The sequence below is a fragment of the Marinomonas posidonica genome, assembly GCF_043643765.1.
GTDB classification, from domain to species: domain Bacteria; phylum Pseudomonadota; class Gammaproteobacteria; order Pseudomonadales; family Marinomonadaceae; genus Marinomonas; species Marinomonas posidonica_A.
The window spans coordinates 105,045-126,770 of sequence record NZ_JBHZSP010000004.1 but is presented as its reverse complement, the minus strand read 5'-3'; the positions used below and the strand labels follow the sequence as shown (position 1 = coordinate 126,770).

At 45.1% G+C, this 21,726-nt stretch carries 21 protein-coding genes; 11 read left to right on the top strand and 10 right to left on the bottom strand.

Annotation, left to right across the window (positions count from 1 at the left end; translation table 11 throughout):
- The first annotated feature begins 2 nt into the window (after positions 1–2).
- The 6 genes from ACHUFM_RS06080 (at position 3) to uxuA (ending at position 6,615) form a co-directional block, all read left to right on the top strand.
- Entirely contained in the window at positions 3–1,025 is a 1,023-nt protein-coding gene (locus ACHUFM_RS06080) for a Zn-dependent oxidoreductase (RefSeq protein WP_394180566.1), read from the top strand.
- Between the two features lie 46 nt (positions 1,026–1,071).
- Positions 1,072–2,028: a TRAP transporter substrate-binding protein gene (locus ACHUFM_RS06075; RefSeq protein WP_394180564.1), complete on the top strand. Its 957-nt coding sequence runs from the start codon at positions 1,072–1,074 to the stop codon at positions 2,026–2,028.
- Between the two features lie 89 nt (positions 2,029–2,117).
- Positions 2,118–2,663: a TRAP transporter small permease gene (locus ACHUFM_RS06070; RefSeq protein WP_394180562.1), complete on the top strand. Its 546-nt coding sequence runs from the start codon at positions 2,118–2,120 to the stop codon at positions 2,661–2,663.
- Entirely contained in the window at positions 2,663–3,937 is a 1,275-nt protein-coding gene (locus ACHUFM_RS06065) for a TRAP transporter large permease (RefSeq protein ID WP_394180560.1), read from the top strand. The genes ACHUFM_RS06070 and ACHUFM_RS06065 overlap by 1 nt, the downstream gene beginning before the upstream one ends.
- 12 nt (positions 3,938–3,949) lie before the next feature.
- Complete coding sequence (locus ACHUFM_RS06060; RefSeq protein WP_394180558.1) at positions 3,950–5,416, top strand: mannitol dehydrogenase family protein; 1,467 nt, start codon at positions 3,950–3,952, stop codon at positions 5,414–5,416.
- An 11-nt stretch (positions 5,417–5,427) separates the two neighbouring features.
- The gene (gene uxuA / locus ACHUFM_RS06055; protein WP_394180556.1) at positions 5,428–6,615 is read left to right on the top strand and encodes a mannonate dehydratase; all 1,188 of its coding nucleotides are present in this window, start codon (positions 5,428–5,430) and stop codon (positions 6,613–6,615) included.
- 16 nt (positions 6,616–6,631) lie between these two features.
- On the opposite strand, the gene ACHUFM_RS06050 is transcribed toward uxuA, so the two are convergent.
- Positions 6,632–7,582: a LysR substrate-binding domain-containing protein gene (locus tag ACHUFM_RS06050; protein ID WP_394180554.1), complete on the bottom strand. Its 951-nt coding sequence runs from the start codon at positions 7,580–7,582 to the stop codon at positions 6,632–6,634.
- 107 nt (positions 7,583–7,689) lie between these two features.
- Here ACHUFM_RS06050 and ACHUFM_RS06045 point away from each other — a divergent pair, with 107 nt between their 5' ends.
- Entirely contained in the window at positions 7,690–7,881 is a 192-nt protein-coding gene (locus ACHUFM_RS06045; protein WP_394180552.1) for a hypothetical protein, read from the top strand.
- 88 nt (positions 7,882–7,969) lie between these two features.
- Here ACHUFM_RS06045 and gabT read toward each other — a convergent pair whose 3' ends face one another.
- Positions 7,970–9,247 carry a 4-aminobutyrate--2-oxoglutarate transaminase gene (gene gabT / locus ACHUFM_RS06040; RefSeq protein WP_394180550.1) on the bottom strand — a complete coding sequence of 426 codons (1,278 nt, stop codon included), beginning with the start codon at positions 9,245–9,247 and terminating at the stop codon, positions 7,970–7,972.
- Positions 9,248–9,348: 101 nt separating this feature from the next.
- Entirely contained in the window at positions 9,349–10,815 is a 1,467-nt protein-coding gene (locus ACHUFM_RS06035) for an NAD-dependent succinate-semialdehyde dehydrogenase (RefSeq protein ID WP_394180548.1), read from the bottom strand.
- A gap of 351 nt (positions 10,816–11,166) precedes the next feature.
- On the opposite strand from ACHUFM_RS06035, the gene ACHUFM_RS06030 reads away from it, so the two are divergent.
- Positions 11,167–11,865, top strand: coding sequence for a GntR family transcriptional regulator (locus ACHUFM_RS06030; RefSeq protein ID WP_394180546.1), 699 nt, complete (start codon positions 11,167–11,169; stop codon positions 11,863–11,865).
- Between the two features lie 216 nt (positions 11,866–12,081).
- Positions 12,082–13,611, top strand: a complete 1,530-nt coding sequence (locus tag ACHUFM_RS06025; protein ID WP_394180544.1) for an aldehyde dehydrogenase (NADP(+)) — start codon at positions 12,082–12,084, stop codon at positions 13,609–13,611.
- A 23-nt stretch (positions 13,612–13,634) separates the two neighbouring features.
- Here ACHUFM_RS06025 and ACHUFM_RS06020 read toward each other — a convergent pair whose 3' ends face one another.
- From ACHUFM_RS06020 to ACHUFM_RS06005, 4 genes are all read right to left on the bottom strand, one after another.
- Entirely contained in the window at positions 13,635–14,651 is a 1,017-nt protein-coding gene (locus tag ACHUFM_RS06020; RefSeq protein ID WP_394180542.1) for an Ldh family oxidoreductase, read from the bottom strand.
- Positions 14,652–14,728: 77 nt separating this feature from the next.
- Positions 14,729–16,033 (bottom strand): NAD(P)/FAD-dependent oxidoreductase, encoded by a 1,305-nt coding sequence (locus ACHUFM_RS06015; RefSeq protein ID WP_394180540.1) that lies wholly within the window; start codon positions 16,031–16,033, stop codon positions 14,729–14,731.
- Positions 16,027–16,965: a 4-hydroxyproline epimerase gene (locus ACHUFM_RS06010; RefSeq protein WP_394180538.1), complete on the bottom strand. Its 939-nt coding sequence runs from the start codon at positions 16,963–16,965 to the stop codon at positions 16,027–16,029. The genes ACHUFM_RS06015 and ACHUFM_RS06010 overlap by 7 nt, the downstream gene beginning before the upstream one ends.
- Entirely contained in the window at positions 16,959–17,960 is a 1,002-nt protein-coding gene (locus ACHUFM_RS06005; RefSeq protein WP_394180536.1) for a dihydrodipicolinate synthase family protein, read from the bottom strand. Before ACHUFM_RS06005 ends, ACHUFM_RS06010 begins: the two co-directional genes overlap by 7 nt.
- 158 nt (positions 17,961–18,118) lie before the next feature.
- Here ACHUFM_RS06005 and ACHUFM_RS06000 point away from each other — a divergent pair, with 158 nt between their 5' ends.
- Complete coding sequence (locus ACHUFM_RS06000) at positions 18,119–18,895, top strand: hypothetical protein (protein WP_394180534.1); 777 nt, start codon at positions 18,119–18,121, stop codon at positions 18,893–18,895.
- A 79-nt stretch (positions 18,896–18,974) separates the two neighbouring features.
- The gene (locus ACHUFM_RS05995; protein WP_394180532.1) at positions 18,975–19,328 is read left to right on the top strand and encodes a hypothetical protein; all 354 of its coding nucleotides are present in this window, start codon (positions 18,975–18,977) and stop codon (positions 19,326–19,328) included.
- A 59-nt stretch (positions 19,329–19,387) separates the two neighbouring features.
- On the opposite strand, the gene ACHUFM_RS05990 is transcribed toward ACHUFM_RS05995, so the two are convergent.
- The 3 genes from ACHUFM_RS05990 to lpdA all read right to left on the bottom strand — a co-directional run bounded on the left by ACHUFM_RS05990 (position 19,388) and on the right by lpdA (position 21,638).
- Positions 19,388–19,768 carry a helix-turn-helix domain-containing protein gene (locus tag ACHUFM_RS05990; RefSeq protein WP_394180530.1) on the bottom strand — a complete coding sequence of 127 codons (381 nt, stop codon included), beginning with the start codon at positions 19,766–19,768 and terminating at the stop codon, positions 19,388–19,390.
- An 11-nt stretch (positions 19,769–19,779) separates the two neighbouring features.
- Positions 19,780–20,079 carry a type II toxin-antitoxin system HigB family toxin gene (locus tag ACHUFM_RS05985; RefSeq protein WP_394180528.1) on the bottom strand — a complete coding sequence of 100 codons (300 nt, stop codon included), beginning with the start codon at positions 20,077–20,079 and terminating at the stop codon, positions 19,780–19,782.
- A 131-nt stretch (positions 20,080–20,210) separates the two neighbouring features.
- Positions 20,211–21,638, bottom strand: a complete 1,428-nt coding sequence (gene lpdA / locus ACHUFM_RS05980; protein WP_394180526.1) for a dihydrolipoyl dehydrogenase — start codon at positions 21,636–21,638, stop codon at positions 20,211–20,213.
- Positions 21,639–21,726: the final 88 nt, after the last annotated feature.

Genomic DNA, 21,726 nt, shown 5'->3' with positions numbered 1-21,726 from the left:
TTATGAAAGCGTTTCAAGTAGCGAATGTAAATGACTATGCCTTAATTGATATCAAACAGCCTGTTGCTGAAGCTGGAGAAGTATTAATTAAAACCGCCTTTGCGGGAATTTGCGGATCGGATCTGCATATTATTCACGGACAGAACCCTTTTGTTCAGTTTCCTCGAATTACGGGGCATGAGTTTTCGGGGGTTGTTTCCGCCGTTGGCGAAGGCGTCACCCATGTAAAAATTGGCGATAAAGTCTGTGTTGATCCAGTTATTAGCTGTGGTGAATGTTATGCCTGCCGTGCAGGCCGCTTTAATGTGTGCGCAAAATTACAAGTGTTTGGCGTTCATCGTAATGGCGGCTTTGGTGAGTTCACCAGTGCGCCAGCAAGCAACGTATTAGTGCTTCCGGACAATGTCACACTTGAGCAAGCGGCCTTAGTCGAGCCTTACTCTATTGCCACTAATGTGTTGTCTCGAATGGGGCCAATTCCAGGCGATACCTTGCTGGTTTATGGTGCTGGTGTGATTGGTTTGACCATAGTGCAAGTGGCGAAAGCGATGGGCATAGAGCGCATTATCGTGACGGACATTGTTGATGAGCGCTTAGAAACGGCGAAATCCCTTGGTGCGACGGATGTCATTAATAGTCGAGTAAATAAAGTTGAAGACTGTATCCTAGAATGGACAAATGGCGAAGGTGTGCCTTTAATTGCTGACGCTGCTTGCATTCCTGCTCTTTTACCTGAAATTCTCCGTATCGCTTGCCCTGCAGGACGTATTGGTTTGTTGGGCTTTAGTTCAACACCAAGTGACTTGGCTCAAATTGAAGTGATTAAGAAAGAACTGACGATTGTGGGCTCGCGCCTTAACAATCGTCGTTTTCCTCAAGTGCTTGAAATGATTGCATCAGGTCGTTTAGATCCTTTGGCATTAATTAGCCATCGGATTGCTTTAAACGACATTGGCGATGGTATTCAGCTAATGGAAAACCACCCTGAGCTTACTCGTAAAGTGCTTGTTGAAATGAGTAAGTAATTGATAACCCTAGAGTATAAATCTAATAATAAAAACGGAGTTCACCATGATTAAACCAATGTTAAAAGTCGCCGTCATGTCATCTATCTTGTTGGCTGGGCTATCTCAAGCTGCTGATGTTACGTTGAAGTTTGGCTACCCAGCTAACGAAGACAATATCTGGCATAAAGCGGCGTTGAAATTCAAAGAAGTCGCCGAAACAAAATCAAATGGTCGCATTGACGTTAAGCTTTACCCTAACGAGCAGTTAGGCAAAGAAATGGATGTTATTAATAGCATTCAGCTTGGTACTGCTGACATGACGATTACGGGTGAGTCTCTACAGAACTGGGCACCAAAAGCGGCGCTGATGGCGGTTCCTTATGCTTTTACCAGCTCTGAACAACTTACAAAAGCGGTAAATGGCGAAGTGGGTAAAGAAATCAGCGAACAGATTTCTGAACGTACAGGACTGAAACCGATTGCTTGGTTTGAACGTGGTCCTCGTCATTTAACCTCTAATCGTAAAATTCAATCTCCAAGTGATTTAGATGGCTTGAAACTGCGTGTACCTAATGTACCTCTGTTTGTAAAAACGTGGCAAGCACTAGGGGCAAAACCAATCCCAATGGCGTTTAGCGAAGTGTTTACCGCTTTGCAGCAGCATACAATTGATGGACAAGAAAATCCGCTTAGCTTGATCAATAGTGCGAGTTTCTACGAAGTTCAGAAGTATGTGAACTTAACTGGCCACGTTCGTAGTTGGATTTATGTGGTGATTGGCCAAGATAAGCTAAATAGCATGCCTGCTGATTTGCGTGACATCGTATTAGAGGCTGGTCAACAAATGCAACGCTATGAACATGGCATGTTTGCCGCGGATGAAGCGAAATTACGCTCTACTCTAGAAGCTCGTGGAATGGAATTTGTACAGCCAGATCTTGCTGCTTTTAAAGCGGCGGCCCAAAAAGCAGTACAAGAGGCTTTAACGCCTGAGCAGCTTGAGCTTTATAAAAAGATCTAAATTTCCATAGGTAAATCTAAATCCGTTTAAGACCGGACTGCCTATTTTCGTTTATATAGCGAAAATAGGCTTCTTTGGAGAGAAATACGATGAGTAGCTCATCTCAAACCAATAGCCCAAGAGGTTTTGTGAGCAAGCTGGAAAAGAGTATCCAGTGGTTGCTGCATATTATTGATTGGGTATTTTCTGTATTGGCTGTGTCGGCTCTATTAGCGATTGCTGCTGTGGTCATCTTGCAAGTTGTTTCACGCTTCTTGTTGCCCAGTTCCCCTATTTGGACAGAAGAGCTGTCTCGATATTTATTTGTTTATCTTATTGTTATGGGCTCAGGATTGGTGATTCGACATAACCGTCATGTGCGTTTGGAGTTATTTCAAGGCGCTTTGAATCGATTTTGGACAAAATTTTATCAGATTTTCTGTCACCTTTTGGCTGGTAGTTTTGCTATTTATATCCTGCCTTATGCTATTAAATACGCTCAAATAGGACGCTGGCAGACCTCTCCAGCTTTAGAGGTTCCTATGTACTGGGCATTCCTATCCGTGACTTTTTTCTTCGCGTTAACGGCCTTTTATAGCTTTATTAGTGTGCTGCTTGTTCTGCTTCAGCGTGATGACCAAGGAGTAGCTTCATAATGGAAGTCATTTTACTGTTTCTCGTATTCTTTCTGTTGTTGTTTGTTGGCGTGCCTATTGTGTTTTGCTTAGGTATTGCCTCGCTTACTTATTTAACGATGGCGGGTATTCCGCTAACCATAGTGCCTCAGCGTTTGTACGCTGGCATGGATTCCTTTGTTTTACTCTGTATTCCCGGCTTTATTTTGGCGGGGAATTTAATGAATGTCGGCAATATTACGGATTATATTATTCGTTTCAGCAATGCCTTGTTAGGCCATATTCGTGGTGGTCTCGGACTGGCGAATGTTGGCGGCTCAATGATCTTTGGCGGCATTTCCGGTACTGCTGTGGCGGACACAGCGAGCATTGGTGCTGTAATGATTCCAGGGATGGCTCGAAGTGGTTACGACAAACCCTTTGCTGCAGCCGTAACCGCGGCGTCATCAACCATTGGCCCGATTATTCCACCTAGTGTACCAATGATTATTGTTGGTTCTTTAAGTGGTATTTCCGTTGGCAAGATGTTCTTAGCCGGTGTTGTACCAGGTCTAATGCTAGGGCTGGCGATGATGGTAACGGCATATATTATTGCGGTGAAACGCCAATATCCTCGTGAAAAACGTGCAACGCTAAAAGAAATTTACGTCGTGGGGAAAGGGGCTTTTTGGGCTCTGTTGATGACCTTTATCATCCTGTACGGGATTATTGGCGGCCTATTCACGCCAACCGAAGCGTCTATTATGGCAAGCCTATATGCTTTTGTGGTCGGGATGTTTGTATATAAAGGCCTGACTTGGAAGAACTTACCAAAGTTGTTAGTAGACACCGTGCTTAGCTCAACTAGCTTGTTATTGTTGGTGGGCATGGCGAACTTATTTGGTTGGATTCTGACTAGCGAGCAAATTCCACAAATGCTAGCGAGTGCGATATTTAGCATTAGTGAGAACCCATTGGTAGTGATCCTAATCATCAATATCGTGTTGTTGATTGTCGGTGGTTTTATGGAAACCATCGCAGCATTGATTATTCTTTTTCCTACTTTACTAAAAGTAGCTGAAGGCATTGGTATGGATCCCATTCACTTTGGTGTGATGGCTGTCTTGAACCTGATTATCGGCTTAACAACACCGCCTGTTGGGGTGTGTTTATTTGTCGCGGCAGGGATCAGTGAGTTGCCAATGACTACCATTGTAAAAGCGATTTGGCCTTTCTTACTCTGTAACCTTGTTGTGCTTTTACTGGTTTCTTATGTTCCGGCTATCTCATTGTGGCTGCCTTCTTTGCTGGGTTAATTGGGTGATTTCATGACAAATATTCAACGTATAAATAGCCAAATTGAACCAAGCTTGCATGATGTTGGCATCGTTCACATTGGTTTAGGTGCATTTCATCGTGCTCACCAAGCTGTGTATCTAGAGCAAACACTTGCACTTCATGGTGGTGATTGGATGATCGCCAGTGCCAACATTCGATCTAATCATAAGTTGGTTGAGCAGATGCAGGCGGCTGGGCATCGTTATCATGTGGTGGAATATGCGGATACGAGCAACGCTAATCTAAGAGAAATTAAAGCGATTAAAAACACATTTTTCTGTGGTTCTGATGAAGGAAGAGAAGCGCTACTGTCAAAAATGACAGTGCCTGCTACCAAGATTGTCACCTTAACAATTACGGAAAAAGGCTATTACTTAGCGCCATCCACGGGCGAGTTGTTATTAGATGCGCAAGAAATTCAACATGATATGGCATATCCATCGCAACCTAAAACGGCTTTGGGCCTGATTCTTCAAGCATTGAAACAGCGCCGTGCGCAAGGCCTTGCAGCCTTTACTGTGCTGTCTTGTGACAATATGCCTCATAACGGTCTTCGAGCCAAAGGTGCGGTCGTGGCGCTAGCTAAAGTACAAGATGATGAATTTGCCCAATGGATTGAACAAAACGTCGCGTTTCCAAATTCCATGGTAGATCGCATTGTTCCTGCTGTTTCTGATCAAGACCTTGCGATGATAAAAGTGGACACTGGCATCAGTGAGCCTACCGTGGTGAAGTGCGAACAATTTAGCCAATGGGTAGTGGAAGATCATTTCCCTGCGGGTCGTCCACAATGGGAATCAGCTGGTGTGCAAATGGTTGAAGACGTGTCTAGTTATGAAATGATGAAGCTGAGAATGCTCAATGGCAGTCATTCATTATTGGCTTATTTGGGTACTATCGCAGGCTTCAAAACGGTCGCAGATGCCATGCAAGACAAGGATATTCGAGCCTTCCTTGAGCATTATATGATGCAAGAAGTCGCACCGACATTACCTAGTTTTAAGCATTCGGAACTAGCAACGTATTGCCAACAGTTATTATCTCGTTTTGAAAACGACAGCCTGCAGCATCAGCTTAAACAAATTGCGATGGATGGTAGTCAAAAACTGCCGCAACGTTGGTTAAGTGGTTTAACCGAATTACAGGGAAAACACCTTAAGGTACCAGCGATAGAGCTTGGTATTGCTGGCTGGATCACCTTTCTTTGTCATGCCGAACAGAATCAACAAAGTATCAATGATCCACTTGAAACGGAGTTATTCGCATTAGTGCGCCGTCATCGAAATGATGGGAGGCGTCTGATTCCTGCTTTGTTGCAGCGTAAGGATATCTTTCCCGCGACCTTGGCTCAGGACCAAGCGTTACTGACTCGTCTAGCGAGTGTAGCAGATGGCTTATTAGCTGGTACAAAAGTACAGAGCCTGATGCGTAGCGCTTTTCAGAATAAAGATAAGTAAGAGAATTTATTATGGAACATACATGGCGTTGGTTTGGAGTAAATGACTCCATAACCTTACAAGATATTCGTCAAGCCGGTGCAACTGGCATTGTTACAGCATTACATGACATACCCAATGGTGAAGTGTGGCCCGTTACGGCCATCCAAGCGGTGAAAGATAAGATTGAAGCAGCGGGTCTGCGTTGGTCCGTTGTGGAAAGTATTCCCGTTCATGAAGATATTAAGCAACGTACGGGTGAGTACCAAAAGTACATTGAAAACTACGGTAAGAGCATTCAAAACCTTGCAGCCTGTGGCATTCAAACCGTGTGCTATAACTTTATGCCGGTGCTTGATTGGACTCGAACGGATCTTACTTATGCCTTACCAGACGGTTCCCGAGCCTTGCGTTTTGATCAAACCGCTTTTGCGGCGTTTGATCTATTCATTTTACAGCGACCAAATAGCGAAAAAAGTTACAGTAAGACAGAAATAGCCGCAGCTCAAACTTATTTCTTAGCACTCAGTGACGAGAAAAAAGAGCAGTTAATAAATACCATATTGGCAGGACTTCCCGGCGCCGAAGAAAGCTATTCATTAGATAACTTTCGTGCTGCATTAGCGGCATACGATGATATTGATAAAGACGTATTAAGAGAGAATTTCGCCTACTTTTTAGAACATATTGTACCAATAGCGGAATCTTGTGGTGTTAGTTTAGCCGTTCACCCTGATGATCCACCGCGTCCAATTTTAGGTTTGCCTCGAATTGTTTCGACCAAGCAAGATGTTGAATGGTTAGTTGAGCGAATCCCTTCATCAGCCAATGGCATTACTTTCTGCACCGGATCCTATGGTGTGCGCGAAGATAACGACTTGTGCGACATGGCGACCACCTTTGCAGATCGAATTTACTTTACTCACTTGCGCTCGACTCAACGAGAAGAGACGTGGGGAAGTTTTCATGAAGCAGCGCATTTAGAAGGGAATACAGACATTTCGGATGTGATTCTGGTGTTATTGAAAGAAGAGCAACGTCGCCAACAAGCTGGCATAGACAAAGGTATTCCATTGCGCCCGGATCATGGTCATCAGATTATGGATGATTTACGCCGTGACGCTAAACCCGGTTACTCAGCTCTTGGTCGAATGAAGGGCTTAGCTGAAATCCGTGGTGTTGAATTTGCTCTGAAGAAATATGTCTTGAAAGGCGAATAGAGTCTTAGCCTTGTTATTATGGCCAAGGCAGCGGTTGATGAGTGTTTGTTTTAAGGATGCTCTCACCCTGCCCGCTACTTTCCTCTCTTAACCAATCGACAAAAGCTTCAATTCGAGCTCTGCGTGGGGAGCTCTTCGCGTAATAAGCATAAAACTCGATCTTTTCATTCAATGTTTTTGGGTGGGGTTGGACGAGTGTTCCTTCATCAAGCTCTTTTTGGACCATAAACTTCGGACATAAAAAGACGCCGTGGCCAGCTTTTACGGCGCTGATCCCCATGTACCAAGAATTCACTTCCGCCCAAAGAATGCTCTTGTTTCTGATAGGGCAAATTTCCAGTTCTTCAAACCAAGCTTTCCACTGATAAGATGAATCATCTACCTGAATCATCCAACACTTTAATAAATCAGTAGGTTGAAATAGGCCAATTCTGTCCGCTAATGATGGAGAGCAAACAGGAATAATGTCAGACGATATAAGTGTCCGCTTTACCGTGTCTTCTCTATCGACTATTAAATGTTTATTATCATCAATACCGACGTCTATTTTGCCCGCATGTATGTCTATTCGTTCGTCTGCTGAGAAGAGTTTTACTGTAATATCTTTTTGAAGATCTGAGAAACGCCACAGTCTTGGCATTAGCCATAGAGACACATAGCTTTGTAACCCCGAGACGAGCAAGGTTCCTTCCACTGGCTCGAGTTTGACGCTTTCTAATCCTTGACTAATGTGTTCGAAAGCTTGTGTGAGATGACTCGCCAACTCTTTACCTTGTACGGTTAGCCGCATGTCACGTCCCGAACGATAAAATAGCGGTACGCCTAGGTATTCTTCCAGTAAGCGAATTTGTTGACTGACTGCGGCCTGTGAAACATTCAGTTGCTCCGCGGCTTTGGTGTAACTTAGGGTCTGACTGGCAACGGAGAAATAATGACTGGCTTTAAGATGGGTCACTCTATGATTCATAGGCCTTAATCCATAAGATTTTCTAATCTTTCCCGTAAGAATATAACGTTCGTTTTTACCCGCTTTTGCCTCCAGAATAAAGTGATAATTCAATAGGAGGTGAGAGTATGTGGGTACTATTATTGTGGTTAAATCAAAAAATATTACTATTAAACAATAAGTTGAAAGAAAAAAGAGAAGAAAGGAAAAGGCGTGAAGAATTACGAGAAGTGCATTTAGAGAGCCGTAATTTGCCAGAGTATTTAAGAAAAGACTTAGGACTACCTCCTTATGATTCCTTTGATAAGCATGATCATTGAGAATATCGCCACGACATAAAAAAGCCACTTCCTAAGAAGTGGCTTGCTCTACTCACAACATGGAATGCAATAAGTTGAACGGAAGTCTTTAGATAAGTTCTTTAAAGCAGCGTTTGAAGATGTCCATACCTTCGTCGATGATGTTCATTTCGATAGTCAACGCTGGTAGGAAACGAATGACGTTACCACGAATACCACAAGACAGAAGAACCAAACCGTTTTCAGCAGCTTTCGCTGACAATTTTTTCGCTAACTCTGGGTATGGCTTGTTTACATCGCCATCGTGAACGAACTCTACCGCGATCATAGCGCCTGCATTACGCACATCACCAATGATGTTCGGGTAGGCTTGCTGCATTTCAGTTAGGTGTTTGACAAAGTGATCACCTACTTGCACGGCACGCTCGCACAGCTTCTCTTCTTCAATTACGTCAAATACTGCAAGGCCAGCCGCACAACCTACTGGAGAGCCTCCGTAAGTGCCGCCCAAACCACCAGGAATGGGTGCGTCCATGATATCCGCTTTACCCACTACCGCCGCAATTGGGAAACCGCCTGCGATGCCTTTTGCTGCCGTCATCAGATCCGCTTCGATACCGGCTTGTTCGTGGCAGAACATAGTTCCTGTACGAGCAAAACCGGCTTGGATTTCGTCAAGTATTAACAAAATACCGTGTTCGTCACATAGCGCACGAAGCTTCTGTAGGAAGCTGGCTGACGCCATATAGAAACCGCCTTCACCTTGCACTGGCTCAATGATAATGGCAGCTACGCGAGAAGGTTCGATGTCACAAGTGAAGCGCATTTGCAGGTCAGCAAGTGCTTGCTCTTCAGTGATGCCTAAGTAGTCATTTGGATAAGGCACGTGGAAGATATCGCTAGGGAATGGACCGAAACCAATTTTATAAGGGTTCACTTTACCTGTTAGGCCCATGGTCATATTGGTACGACCGTGGAAGCCACCATTGAACGCGATAATACCCGGACGGCCAGTATGAGCACGAGCAATCTTCACACAGTTTTCTACGGCTTCAGCACCTGTGGTTACAAAGATGGATTTCTTCGGCGTATTACCAGGCGCTGCTGCGTTTAGCTTTTCGGCCAACTCAACAGCAGATTCATAAGGGCTAACCATAACGCAAGTATGTGTGAAGCGCTCTAGCTGTGCTTGCACAGCGGCCTTTACTTTTGGGTGATTGTGACCCGTATTGACTACGGCAATACCAGCACCAAAATCAATGTGGCGTTTGCCTTCAACATCCCAAATTTCAGCGTTTACCGCTCGGTCAACATAGACTGGTGCCATGTTTCCTTGGCCACGTGCAATGGCTACTTCTTTGCGTTTTTGTAAATCAGCGTTTTTCATGTGTACTACCTTAGTTATGAAAGCCAGTAATGTCGCACTGGCTTTGCCTTAAAGTCTAAAATGGATGACCGTTATCACCCAGCAAACAAACGAGAGAGGGTTTAAGCTAAACCACCCATGCATAAATACTTAGTTTCAACGTATTCATCGATGCCATACTTAGAACCTTCGCGACCGCTACCAGACTCTTTTACACCACCGAATGGCGCAACTTCACTGGAAATTAAACCTTCATTGATGCCCACCATGCCGTATTCTAAAGCTTCAGAAACACGCCAGATTCGACCTAAGTTTTGGGAATAGAAATAAGAAGCCAAGCCAAATGGGGTATTGTTTGCCATGGCAACGGCTTCTTCTTCCGTCTTGAACTTAAACAATGGCGCAACTGGACCAAAAATTTCATTAGAGAAAATGTCCATGTCTTCGGTCACGCCCGTCAAGACGGTTGGTTCAAAGAATTGCGCCCCTGCAGCTTGTGCTACGGAACCACCAATCAACGCTCTGGCACCTTTCGTGACAGCATCTTCAACCAACTGCTCTACCTTGTTTACCGCCGCACCATTAATAAGAGGGCCAATGTTGACGCCTTCGGCGAAGCCATCACCGGTTTTAAAGCTGGAAACGCGCTGTGCTAGTTTTTCTGCGAAAGCATCGTAAACGCCTTCTTGAACAAGAATACGGTTAGCGCATACACAGGTTTGACCAGCATTACGGTATTTAGAATTGATGGCGCCTTCTACAGCGGCGTCAAGATCTGCATCATCAAACACGATGAAAGGCGCGTTACCACCTAATTCCATGGAAGTACGTTTCACGGTTTGCGCACATTGTGACAGCAACAACTTGCCGACTGGTGTTGAACCTGTGAAACTTAATTTACGCACAATTGGGTTGCCGGTCAGTACGCTGCCAATGTCTTTAGCGTTTTTACCCACCACTACGTTCAATACACCCGCTGGAATACCCGCTTGATGAGCCAACTCTGCCAAGGCAAGGGCACACAAAGGTGTTTCGTCCGAAGGTTTGATGACAATGGTACAACCGGCCGCTAATGCTGGACCGGCTTTACGAGTAATCATGGCAATAGGAAAGTTCCAAGGTGTAATCGCTGCAACCACACCGATACCTTGTTTAATTGTTAATACGCGACGATCGCTAGCGAAGGTCGGAATCACATCACCGTATAAGCGACGAGCTTCGTCAGCAAACCAATCAATAAAAGAAGCACCGTACGCCACTTCCCCTTTGGCTTCTGCAAAAGGTTTACCTTGTTCTAGGGTCATCAACTTGGCTAAATCATCTTGATTATCCAGAATCAGTTGATTCCAACGACGTAATAAGGTAGCGCGCTCTTTGGCGGTTAGTGCTTGCCATGCTTTTTGTGCTTTCTCAGCCGCTTCAACGGCTTGAGTGGTTTCCTCTGCACCAAGGTCAGCGACTTCAATAATGTGCTCACCGTTGGCTGGGTTTGTAATCGCAAAAGTGTTACCCGACTTGGCCGCAATCCATTTACCACCAACATAAGAGTGGCTTTTCAACAATTCAGGCTGAGAAAGTGTGACATTCATAATAGGCTCCAGACTTGGCTGTGGAGAAAAAATTCAGTACCTAATTAATTGTAACAAAAAGCGGTACTGGCAATGATCATTAACTATTTGTGATTATCGATAGTAGGCAAAGGCAAAGCGTTGAAAAATGAGAAGCTATCAATGCTTTGTTTGATGATGTTCAAACATAATACTCATCAGGAGGTATTGCTCTGGTATCACACTTGATAAGCTTGATGAGCATTCATAGTAAGATGGTCATACCAGCGGCTTGCCTAGCTTTGCTATACTATGCCGAGCGTTGATATGGTCAAAATGAGATTAGGGCTCTGTTTGCCGAAATCGAACGACTAGAATGGAAATGATGAGGTAATGAATTTGGCTCAAAAAAGAGCGGTGGTACGTCAAAGTCTACCGGATGTCATAGTGGCAGATTTACGTCAGCGAATTCTCTCGGGGGAATTAGAAGAAGGCGCTCTGATCCGTCAAGAATTGCTGGCCGAGGAATACGATGTCTCACGCATGCCGATCCGAGAGGCATTAAAGCGACTCGACGCCGAAGGTCTGTTGGTATTCAAAAATAATCGTGGCGCAACGGTAACCAAGCACTCTTTAGATGAAATTGCAGAAATCTTTGACATTCGCATTTTGCTCGAAATAGATTTATTTGCCCGTGCTATTCCCAATATGACAGCAGCACAATTTGCCGCCTGTGAAGACATACTCAAGCAAATGGATGCGTCTTACCTAACAGGTAACGTTGCGGATTGGGGGCCATTAAATTCTGACTACCATAGCAAACTATACGAAGCCGCTGGACGCCATTTAACGGAGCAAGTCCTTCAGCGAGTGACCTTGCAAGCCAATCGCTATGTCAGTATGCACATTGGAAAACTCAATAATCGAGATCACGCCAGTCAGGATCATTACGCGCTCTTGGAATGTGCAAAGCGAGGTGATGTTGAGGCCGGAACCCGTCTATTACGTGCTCATTTAGTGAATACTAAGCAACAAGTCATTGCCTGGATTGCTGAGCATAGACAGCAGAAAGAACAGATTTCTGCTTCTTAGCTTTTTAAACCGCCCTCTTTACTTTTTAAAGCCCGTCCGCAAACAGCGTATGGGCTTTTTTACATTAATTACCGCTTGTTTCTTATGTAACAATCCTTGAGAATGAATTGGATACAAAATACATATTGTCTTGTCTGAAACTTAGTGTGTGATGCTCAATGAGTCTGCACGACAGACAATAAAAAAGGTAATAGACAACAAAATGGAGCTCGCTTTATGACGTATTCACCTCACGGAAAACATCTTATTGCTGGTCAGTGGCATTCCTCATCGCAGGTATTTCAGTCTAGAGTGCTAACCGGCGAAGCGTTTTCTTTCTACAGTGCCGATGTTGAATTAGTCGAGCAGGCGGTTCAAGCCGCAGAGCAGGCGTTTAATGAGTATTGTCATTCCAGTCGTCAACAGCGAGCAAATTTCTTACGTGCCATTGCAGATGAAATTGAAGTTCGAGGCGATGAGATTACTCACATCGCAGCAGCCGAAACCGGTCTGCCGGACGCCCGTTTGATTGGCGAACGAGGACGTACCTGCGGGCAATTACGTTTATTTGCTGACCATATTTTGACTGGGGAATATTTGGATCGTCGTCATGATAAAGCGCTTCCTGACCGACAACCATTACCCAGAGCTGACTTAAAAATGATACAACGCCCAATCGGCCCTGTTGCGGTATTTGGGGCGTCCAACTTTCCTTTAGCTTTCTCTACAGCTGGTGGTGATACTGCTTCTGCGTTGGCGGCGGGATGTCCTGTGGTGGTGAAAGGTCATCCGGCTCACCCAGGTACAGCAGAGATCGTTGCGGAAGCCATTCTCGCTGCCATAGTACGATGTGATATGCCAATGGGTGTATTCAGCTTGTTGCAAGACAGCGGTGAGTCGTATGTGGTTGGTCAGAGCCTAGTTCAGCACCCTATGATAAAGGCTGTAGGTTTTACTGGATCATTACGTGCTGGACGGGCTTTGTTTGATCTCTGCGTGCAGCGTCCAGACCCCATCCCTTTTTTCGGGGAATTGGGATCGATTAATCCTATGTTCTTCTTACCGCACGCCGTGGCAGATCGAGGTAAATCATTGGCTCAAGGTTGGGCGGCTTCACTGACCATGGGGGCGGGGCAATTTTGTACAAATCCTGGTATTGCCGTAATGCTAGAAGACACAAAGAGTGACGAGTTTGTGTCTTCTATCGCGCAAGAATTAAAGACAGTATCCAGTCAAACTATGTTGACGGATGCCATTGCCGAGGGATATCGACAAGGTAAATCCCGTCTTGAAGCGTTGCAACTATTACAACCTATCTATTGTACGGATAGCTTGGAACGGCAGGCGTCACCAAACTTATATAAAGTTAATGCCGAAACTTGGCTGACTAATCCTGATCTAGCGGAAGAAGTGTTTGGTCCATTGGGTATTGTCGTCATGGCAAAAGACTTAACGGACATGCTGGCTGTAGCTCAATCATTAGAGGGTCAACTAACCTGTACCTTACATATGGATGAAGAAGATTACCCCAGTGCGCAGCGCTTAATGCCCATCTTGGAAAGAAAAGCAGGACGAGTATTGGCAAACGCGTTTCCTACAGGCGTAGAAGTGTGTGACAGCATGGTACACGGCGGTCCTTACCCTGCGTCGACCAATTTTGGGGCCACTTCTGTGGGAACCATGGCCATTCGTCGTTTTTTACGCCCAGTTTGCTACCAAGATATTCCTGATGCGTTATTGCCGGCTGAATTAACACATCTAGATTAGAACGTTGAGTATTCCCCCTTTTCTTAATTTTTTAGCTTCATAAGGTCGTCATACAAACTTTTGGGAATATCGACGGCCTTTCGGGCAAGGTTCTTTTGTTGTGCCGCTTGTCGTCGTTGCGACGGCAAGCGTGCTCCTTGATCCAGTACATCAGCAAATAAGCGTTCTGCTCTTTGTTGATTGCTGGCGCGTTGGCCGCCACTGAATAAATCAGGATCAAAGGCGATGATGATTTCCCCATGATAAGGCGCTTCTGGTTTGCCTTCGGCGAAGTCCATGCTCTCTTTACTGGTCAAATCATCAATCAAAGGCCCTGCCATCAGTTCAATCATCAGTGAAAGAGCGGATCCTTTGTGTCCGCCAAAGGTCAACATAGCGCCTTCCATTGCCGCTTCTGCATCCGTGGTGGGGTGACCGTCTTTATCGATGGCAACCCCTTCGGGTAAGGCTTTACCTGCTCGTCGATAGAGTTCGATTTCACCTCGAGCGAATTGGCTGGTGGCAAAGTCAAACGTGAAAGGGGCCTGACCGTCTCGTGGCCAGCTAAAGGCAAAAGGATTGGTACCAAGTAATCCTCGCGTTCCTCCGGTCGGGGCGACCCAGGCGTGACTGGGTAACATGGCCATGCCTGCCAGTCCGGCAGCAGAGAGCATCTCGACTTCCGGCCACAGGGCTGAGAAGTGAAAACATCGATTGATCGCTAAGGCGGCGATGCCATTGTGTTTGGCTTTGTCGATTAATCTTGGCATGGCCGCTTGCATGGCCAGAAGAGAAATGCCCTCTTGAGCATTGGCTCTTACAATCGCTGGGCCTGCGTCTTCAATGATAGGCTGAGCGGTACCACTGACTCGACCTGAGCGAATGCTTTCAATACACATGAATAAGCGAAATAAACCATGAGAGTGGCAATCACCAAGTTGGTTGGTGTAAATAATTTCTGTGATGGCGTCAGCATGATGGTCATTAAAGCCATGCAGAGTGAGTATGGACTTACTTAGGGATTTGACCTCAGTTAAGCTTAGAGTAACTTGCTCGCTCATAATGTCTCCAATGCTGTGTTGTTTTATGACGCTAGGTTCATCGTTTTCTGTTCATGGCTTTTTATTCAGAGAGTGTTTCACGTAAAACGTTTTGCCGAATAGGGTGATAAATCAATGCTGTTGGTTTGGTTGTGGAGCAATTCACAAACCAATTCTGCCGTGCCTGCGGATTGGGTGAGCCCCAAGTGGCCGTGGCCAAAGGCGTAAACCACTTGTCGAGTTCGGCTGGCGTAATCAATGACAGGTAAACTGTCTGGCATAGACGGACGAAAGCCCATCCATTGTTCTGGTGGTGTGTGTTGAGCTGATTTGTGTTGCGCTAAAGCCTTGTCTCGTTGAATAGGGTCAAGCTCAGGTAAGAAGCGTTTGGCTTTATCTAACAAATGCTGGGCTCTTTGATAATTCGGTGCCAGCGTTAACCCCGCTAATTCCACCGCGCCACCAACACGAATCTTATCTTGAACCTTGGTGACGACAAAACCATGATTGCTGAAAGTCAGGTGGGTTCTCAGCTTGAATGAACCGGCTGGCAAAGTCGTGTTGTACCCTCTTTCGGTCTCTAAAGGCAATCTATCACCTAATTGCGCGGCTAACGGTTTTGACCAAGCCCCTGCCGCAATGACCAATTGCTTGGATTTACGTTGTTGATCTTGACTGAGCAAAGATACACCCTCTTCTAGCAGGCGAATCTGATCCACACAGGCGGTTTCTATCTGACCTCCCAAAGCAACAAAAGCTTGCGCTAGATGCTCAGTCCAGACTTTGGGGTCCACCACGTTTTTCCATTCAGGAGTATAAGCGGCGTGAGTAAAGCGAGGATGAATGCCGGGTTGGATGTGAGCAATGGCGTCAGGGGATTCGAGCAATTCGAACACGACACCATGTTCTTGGCGTGTTTGCCAACTCGGTAGTGTTGCTTGAAACTCTTTTTCCCCTTCATAAAGTTGCAGCTGGCCTTCTCGACGAATGAGAATTTCCCCTTTGGTGGATTGAATTTGTCGCTCCAAGGCATCTTTGGAAAAACTCATGAGATTGGCTTGTGCAGCCAGTGCCGCAGCGTATTTGTCTTGCCCGCTGGCGCGCCAAAAACGCCATAACCAAGGCAGCAACTTGAGAACATAAGCGGGGCGAATAGATAACGGCCCTAGCGGATCGAGTAGCCATTTCGGAGCTTTGCGTAATATGCCTGGCGTGGCTAACGGAATCACATCGGCAAAGGCAAACGCACCGGCATTCCCTGCTGAGGTTTCGGCGGCAACGCCTTTAGTGTCCAACACCAATACCTTTTTGCCTGCTTGTTGCAAGCGCAAGGCACAACTGATGCCGATTATGCCCGCGCCTATGACGATTACGTCTGCGTCCTGCTCTTGATGGGTTAGCATGAGACACCGTGACGCAAAGGGTCATTGGCATTAATCATCATCTTGGCTTCACGGGTGATAAAGGCTTGGCCTGTGATGGATGGAATGACTTTCCCTTGGCTAGTACCTGTTTGGTAACTCAAGGTGTAACCGCTTCCTATGATACTTTCTTGGTAAATGTCTTCATTGGGTGCTAAACGTTGATCCGCGGCCAAACAAGCCAGCCGTGCGGAACTGCCCGTGCCGCAGGGAGAACGATCGTAAGCATTGTCTGGGCAGAGGACAAAGTTACGACTATGACCGTGTTCGGTAGCGGCTGGGCCATAAAAAACAATGTGGTCAATGATGCCGCCGTTCTCTCCTTCAATACCATTGGCATAGAGACTTTCTCGAACTTTTATGCCCACTTCGGTTAGAGTGCGGATGTTGTCGGGCAACACTGGAGTAGGACTTTCGTCGACAATGAAGAACCAATTGCCTCCATAGGCGATATCCCCAGTAACCGGACCAACGCCTTCAACATCTAATGTCACGGCTTTTTGAAAACGGTAACTTTCAATATTTTGTACTGTGACCGTATTTTTATCTTGGAGGGTGATTTCAACAATACCGACCGGCGTCTCTATTTTATGGGTACCGATACCAATACGGCCTAAATGAGCTAAGGTCGCAGCCAAGCCTATGGTGCCGTGACCGCACATGCCAATCACCGCAGCCGCATCAAAATATATTACGCCAGTCACGCAACTTGGGTCGGAGGGCTCTACTAATAACGCGCCCACCATGGCTTCTTGTCCATAAGGTTCAACCACTAAAGAACGATAGAAATCTTGATGTTCTGTGGCCAAACGCTGGGCTTTTTCGGCCAAGCTTCCTTCACCAAGGTCTGGCCCACCGGATAAGACCACGCGCGTGGGTTCCCCTTCTGTGTGACTATCTATGACGGTTAGCATTCCGTGACCTGCGTATTCGTTGCTTGAATAATAGAAAGTACATCATTCTGTTGAGACCAATCCGCAAACCATGCTTTGAACAAAGCATACTGTTGTTCACAGTAATGGCGCTGGGCATCACTGAGCTCATCGGTCTCATTAAAGTGTAATTGATACTCTGGTTCGCCGTTCAGTACCAGCAAATATTTGAAAAATAGCACCAGTTCAGGACCTTCATCAAAGCTGGCTAGTACGTGAAAGGCTTGTTCAAGCTCTTGTGCAAGCTTGCGGGCTTTGGTATCACCTTGTGCCGCTTTACGAGACAAATCTGCGAGCAGCAATACTTCTTTCGGTAAGGCGGTGCCTATGCCGGTAATAGCGCCAACCGCGCCACAGTTTACAAAACCATGAAACACAGCCGTATCCACTCCTACCATCAAGAGAACATCATCGTCTTGTGAGGTGATGTTTTCAGCGGCGTAGCGTAAATCGTCTGCGCCACCAAACTCCTTAAAGCCGACTAAATTAGAATGCTCAGCACGCAAAGAGAAAAACAAATCAGTACGAGTGGCAAAGCCGTACACGGGGCTGTTGTAGATGATGGCAGGTACATCCGGTGCGGCGGCCAAAATGGCTTTAAAATGATGGCGTTGAGCGGTAATGACTGAACCACGGGACAAGACGCGAGGAATCACCATTAAACCTGCCGCGCCGACTTTTTGTGCATGAGCCGCAAGCGTCACCGCTGACTTGGTATTGATCGCTCCTGTTCCGACGACCACAGGCACTCCAGCCGCGACCAGACGTTCAACCCCTTCCATACGTTCTGTGTCAGTCAATAAAGGCCAATCGCCCATAGAACCGCAATACACTACGGCAGACATGCCGGCCGCCATCATTTCCTTACCCTTTTTCACCAAGGCATCGAAATCAGGACTGCGATCTGGCTTACAAGGAGTCATTAATGCGGGCATGATGCCGTGGAAAACTGACGTATCAAGTTGAGTATTGGCCATCGTTCGTTACCTTTTCACAGAGAATAGAAGATTTTAGATGAAATGTATTTTGTATCCAAAATAGACTCAGTGCGAAAAATAGTCAATGGTTATTTGATTGGGTGGAAGTGTATTATTCTGTTTTGACCTTTAATTTAAAATGGATAAGGAGTCATTCAATGACTGCTAGAATTCAGATGTTCTTGTCGAATGAACAAACAAACATGCTTCAACTTGAGCAAATTTTTGATGTGTATAAGAAAGAAATAGCTCCTCTATTTCATTTTGATGAAACTCAACGTGAAAATTTTGTTATTAGTAAAGTGAGAGAACTTCAGCGTCATTTTGAAGATGAAGAAGACGCTTACGAGCATGCATGTGAGTTACTATTTATGAGAGAGAAAATGGGGTATCAGCATAGATGTTTTGTAGTTACTCAGCTTTATAGTGTATTTGAACAACAGGTTCTACAATGTTTTAGAGGTGAGGTAATGAGAGGGAACTTTGTGACTAGTAAAGACAAAACCGATAAGCCTGCTGGATCTCCTTATTCTTATTCTGAATTTAATGATAATGCTCAATATGCAATTAAGTGGTTAGAAAAAATAAAAAATTCTGATGAGGCTTGGTTTAGTGAAGAACACTATGATTGTATTGTTGAGCTGTCTAACTTGAATAATGCCATTAAGCATGGACTTGGCAAATCTTTTAATACACTAAAAGATAAATCATCCCATCTGATTAATACTCAAAAATTTGTGTTTGAAGAGCAGTCATACACTCCAAAAGACTTTGTAAATCGAGGCAATAAAGAATTTAAAACTCTGGCTCAGTCTACTCTTTTTGATGAGGTTTTTTTGTTAACGGATGAAAAGGTTGAGGCCTATAAAAATCTACTAGTGGATTTTTGGTATAAAAGTAGCGTACTTCTGAATGGTTTCCACATATCTATTTAAAAGCAGAGATAAGCTTTTTTAAGATGGTTACAATAAGTCTTAAAAAATAAACGATAAAGTTTTGACTGGAAGAGGTTTTTTGTCCTATTTAGATCAGTTCATGCAGCAGTGGAAAATGTATTTACAACAGCAGCTTTCCATATGTGGTATGAACTATATAGTCTCGGAGACTGGTGATGCTGCGGATATTAAGACGAATTCATTGGCGTATTTTGCTTGGTTGCGGACGAATTCGATTGAGCTTGTTGGGGTGGATGAATCAAGGGATGATGTCGCTTGGGTGATGCTGGAAAAGCAATTAAAAGCCTTTGCCGATAAAGCGGAGAAAGGCACGTTCGATCTTGTTTCGAAGCTGCACCTTGAAGAAGGCCAAATCCAGATTGTCCTCAATTTTAGTTATGATAACGAGCAACATATCTTCTATGTCAGTTGATAAGTATTTCGCACTAGCCCCTATATTCCATGACAAATACAAGTCGAAAAGCCGTTTGATCAAACGGCTTTTTCATTGTCTAAGCTATAGTCTTTAATCAAGCATTCTAAAGGAATATGCAGGCCTTTATTCAAGCTTCGGATCATGGTTAGACTTAAGCGCCTTTTCTTATTAAGTACTTCGCTGACACGGCTACGTTGACCTAGATACTCGATTAAATCGGTATCCTTTAAGTTCATTTGTTCCATGCGAAATTTGATGGCTTCTATTGGGTCGGGTGGATCGATAGCGTGATGCTTTTCCTCGTAGGCTTCAGCTAGCGCCCCTAAAATTTCCATTTCATCGCCTTCTGGCGTATTGGGCTTAGCTCCACGAAGGCTGCGCATGCGTAAAACAGCTGCGTCTAGATCATCATCATTTTTAATAGGTTTAATGTTCATATTGTTTCCTCTTAAAGTGAATCAATATCCACTTTGTCATATTGCTTGTGAGTGCCTACGAACAGTACATAACAGTGAGAGCACTCATAATCTATCTCAACAACTAAGCGGTATTTATTACCGTGGATATTGAAGATTACCTTGTTGTTTTTGACTATACTCGCATTACGATATTGTTCTTTTATGTCGTGTGGCGTCTTCCAAACTGCATGTTTTGCTTCATCGTGCCATGCTTTTAGTGGCTGTTCAGAATCCTGAAATTCTTTTTGCTCCCAAAATTCCCTTAGTGTTTTTTTGGTGAATATTCTCATTTGACTACTCTTCCATGTAAGTCCACTTCCCATTATGGGAAATGGACTTACATATAGCAAGACTTTTTCCCGTTTTGGGAAAAATGGAATGAAGTAATTTATGGAGATAGATTAGATAAAGTCTGAAAGTGTTATTTAACCTTTTTCGCTTTTTTGTTCGGCAAGTCTGTAATCGTCCCTGCGCCCAGTTCGGCGGCTAAGCCAACGGATTCATGCAGACTTGGGTGAGCATGAATGGTCAATGCAATGTCTTCTAAGGTGGCGCCAAATTCAATGGCGAGGGTCAGTTCACCGAGCAATTCACCAGCATGCGCCCCGACTATGCCTGCGCCCAATACCCGCTCGGTTGCCTCATCGTAAATGAGTTTGGTTTTGCCTTGAGTGATGCCAGAAGCAATGGCGCGACCACTGGCGCTCCATGGGAAAACGGCACTTTTTACTGGGATATTTTGTGCTTTCGCGGCGCTTTCGGTTAACCCTACCCAAGCCACTTCTGGGAAGGTATAAGCAATGGATGGAATTGCCAAAGGTTGGAAATCCACCTTATGCCCAGCAATGACTTCCGCTGCAATATGGCCTTGATGAGAGGCTTTATGGGCCAGCATAGGGCCGTGAGTCACATCGCCAATGGCGAAGATATTGGGTACAGAAGTTCTACATCTATCATCTATGATAACAAACCCTCTATCATCGATCTCCACACCTATGTCGGCAATACCAGCGTTTTTGCCATTAGGAGAACGACCTACTGCGACTAATACTGCATCCACTGCTAGCTGTCGTTCACCCGTTTGATCTTTCAGCTGCACCAGTAAAGACTCAGGTGTCGCTTGTATATCCGTTACTTGGGTTTTCGTTAGGAAGGTCATGCGGTCTTTGTTGGTTTGTTCGAAGACTCGAACCAGATCTTTATCTGCTCCTGTCATGATCTGATCACCCAGCTCTGCAACGGTAATTTTGGCCCCCAAAGCTTGATAAACCGTGGCCATCTCCAAGCCAATAATGCCGCCGCCTAATACCAACATGTGCTCGGGAATGCGCTCAAGTTGTAAGGCACTGGTGGCATCCAAAATACGTGGGTCGTCATAAGGAACAAAAGGCAAACGAATCGCTCTTGAGCCTACTGCAATGATGGCGTGTTTAAAGTTCAAAACCTCTGTGGAATCACTTTGTGCTTGATCTTGTTTGGTTATCTGAATCTGGTTGCGGGATAAAAAATGCCCTTCGCCATGAAAAATCTCAACGCCACGACCTTTTGCCATCAAGGCGAGATTGCCCGTGAGGGTGTCCACGGTTGATTGTCTATGGTGTCGAATGGCGTTTAAGTCGATTTGAGGTTTGGCATAAGTCACACCGTGAGCCTCTTCATCGGCCATACGAATTTTACCGGCCACATGCAGCAAAGCTTTGGAAGGAATACAGCCAACGTTTAAGCACACACCGCCAAGGGCCGCGTGACGTTCTATCATGGCTACCTTTAAACCCAAATCAGCAGCACGAAAGGCAGCCGCATAACCACCAGGGCCACTGCCAAGTACGATCAAATCAAATGTTTTCATAGGAAAGCACCTCTTTACCTATCAGTAGATAGATGCAATATAACTTGAGGATTTACGCTAGGTCAATAAAATACCTATCAGTTGATAG

What these genes read in the sequence shown, in the direction of transcription:
- ACHUFM_RS06080 (WP_394180566.1), top strand. Translation starts at nt 3, where the DNA reads ATGAAAGCGTTTCAAGTAGCGAATGTAAATGACTATGCCTTAATTGAT.
- ACHUFM_RS06075 (WP_394180564.1), top strand. Translation starts at nt 1,072, where the DNA reads ATGATTAAACCAATGTTAAAAGTCGCCGTCATGTCATCTATCTTGTTG.
- ACHUFM_RS06070 (WP_394180562.1), top strand. Translation starts at nt 2,118, where the DNA reads ATGAGTAGCTCATCTCAAACCAATAGCCCAAGAGGTTTTGTGAGCAAG.
- ACHUFM_RS06065 (WP_394180560.1), top strand. Translation starts at nt 2,663, where the DNA reads ATGGAAGTCATTTTACTGTTTCTCGTATTCTTTCTGTTGTTGTTTGTT.
- ACHUFM_RS06060 (WP_394180558.1), top strand. Translation starts at nt 3,950, where the DNA reads ATGACAAATATTCAACGTATAAATAGCCAAATTGAACCAAGCTTGCAT.
- uxuA (WP_394180556.1), top strand. Translation starts at nt 5,428, where the DNA reads ATGGAACATACATGGCGTTGGTTTGGAGTAAATGACTCCATAACCTTA.
- ACHUFM_RS06050 (WP_394180554.1), bottom strand. Translation starts at nt 7,582, where the DNA reads ATGAATCATAGAGTGACCCATCTTAAAGCCAGTCATTATTTCTCCGTT.
- ACHUFM_RS06045 (WP_394180552.1), top strand. Translation starts at nt 7,690, where the DNA reads ATGTGGGTACTATTATTGTGGTTAAATCAAAAAATATTACTATTAAAC.
- gabT (WP_394180550.1), bottom strand. Translation starts at nt 9,247, where the DNA reads ATGAAAAACGCTGATTTACAAAAACGCAAAGAAGTAGCCATTGCACGT.
- ACHUFM_RS06035 (WP_394180548.1), bottom strand. Translation starts at nt 10,815, where the DNA reads ATGAATGTCACACTTTCTCAGCCTGAATTGTTGAAAAGCCACTCTTAT.
- ACHUFM_RS06030 (WP_394180546.1), top strand. Translation starts at nt 11,167, where the DNA reads ATGAATTTGGCTCAAAAAAGAGCGGTGGTACGTCAAAGTCTACCGGAT.
- ACHUFM_RS06025 (WP_394180544.1), top strand. Translation starts at nt 12,082, where the DNA reads ATGACGTATTCACCTCACGGAAAACATCTTATTGCTGGTCAGTGGCAT.
- ACHUFM_RS06020 (WP_394180542.1), bottom strand. Translation starts at nt 14,651, where the DNA reads ATGAGCGAGCAAGTTACTCTAAGCTTAACTGAGGTCAAATCCCTAAGT.
- ACHUFM_RS06015 (WP_394180540.1), bottom strand. Translation starts at nt 16,033, where the DNA reads ATGCTAACCCATCAAGAGCAGGACGCAGACGTAATCGTCATAGGCGCG.
- ACHUFM_RS06010 (WP_394180538.1), bottom strand. Translation starts at nt 16,965, where the DNA reads ATGCTAACCGTCATAGATAGTCACACAGAAGGGGAACCCACGCGCGTG.
- ACHUFM_RS06005 (WP_394180536.1), bottom strand. Translation starts at nt 17,960, where the DNA reads ATGGCCAATACTCAACTTGATACGTCAGTTTTCCACGGCATCATGCCC.
- ACHUFM_RS06000 (WP_394180534.1), top strand. Translation starts at nt 18,119, where the DNA reads ATGACTGCTAGAATTCAGATGTTCTTGTCGAATGAACAAACAAACATG.
- ACHUFM_RS05990 (WP_394180530.1), bottom strand. Translation starts at nt 19,768, where the DNA reads ATGAACATTAAACCTATTAAAAATGATGATGATCTAGACGCAGCTGTT.
- ACHUFM_RS05985 (WP_394180528.1), bottom strand. Translation starts at nt 20,079, where the DNA reads ATGAGAATATTCACCAAAAAAACACTAAGGGAATTTTGGGAGCAAAAA.
- lpdA (WP_394180526.1), bottom strand. Translation starts at nt 21,638, where the DNA reads ATGAAAACATTTGATTTGATCGTACTTGGCAGTGGCCCTGGTGGTTAT.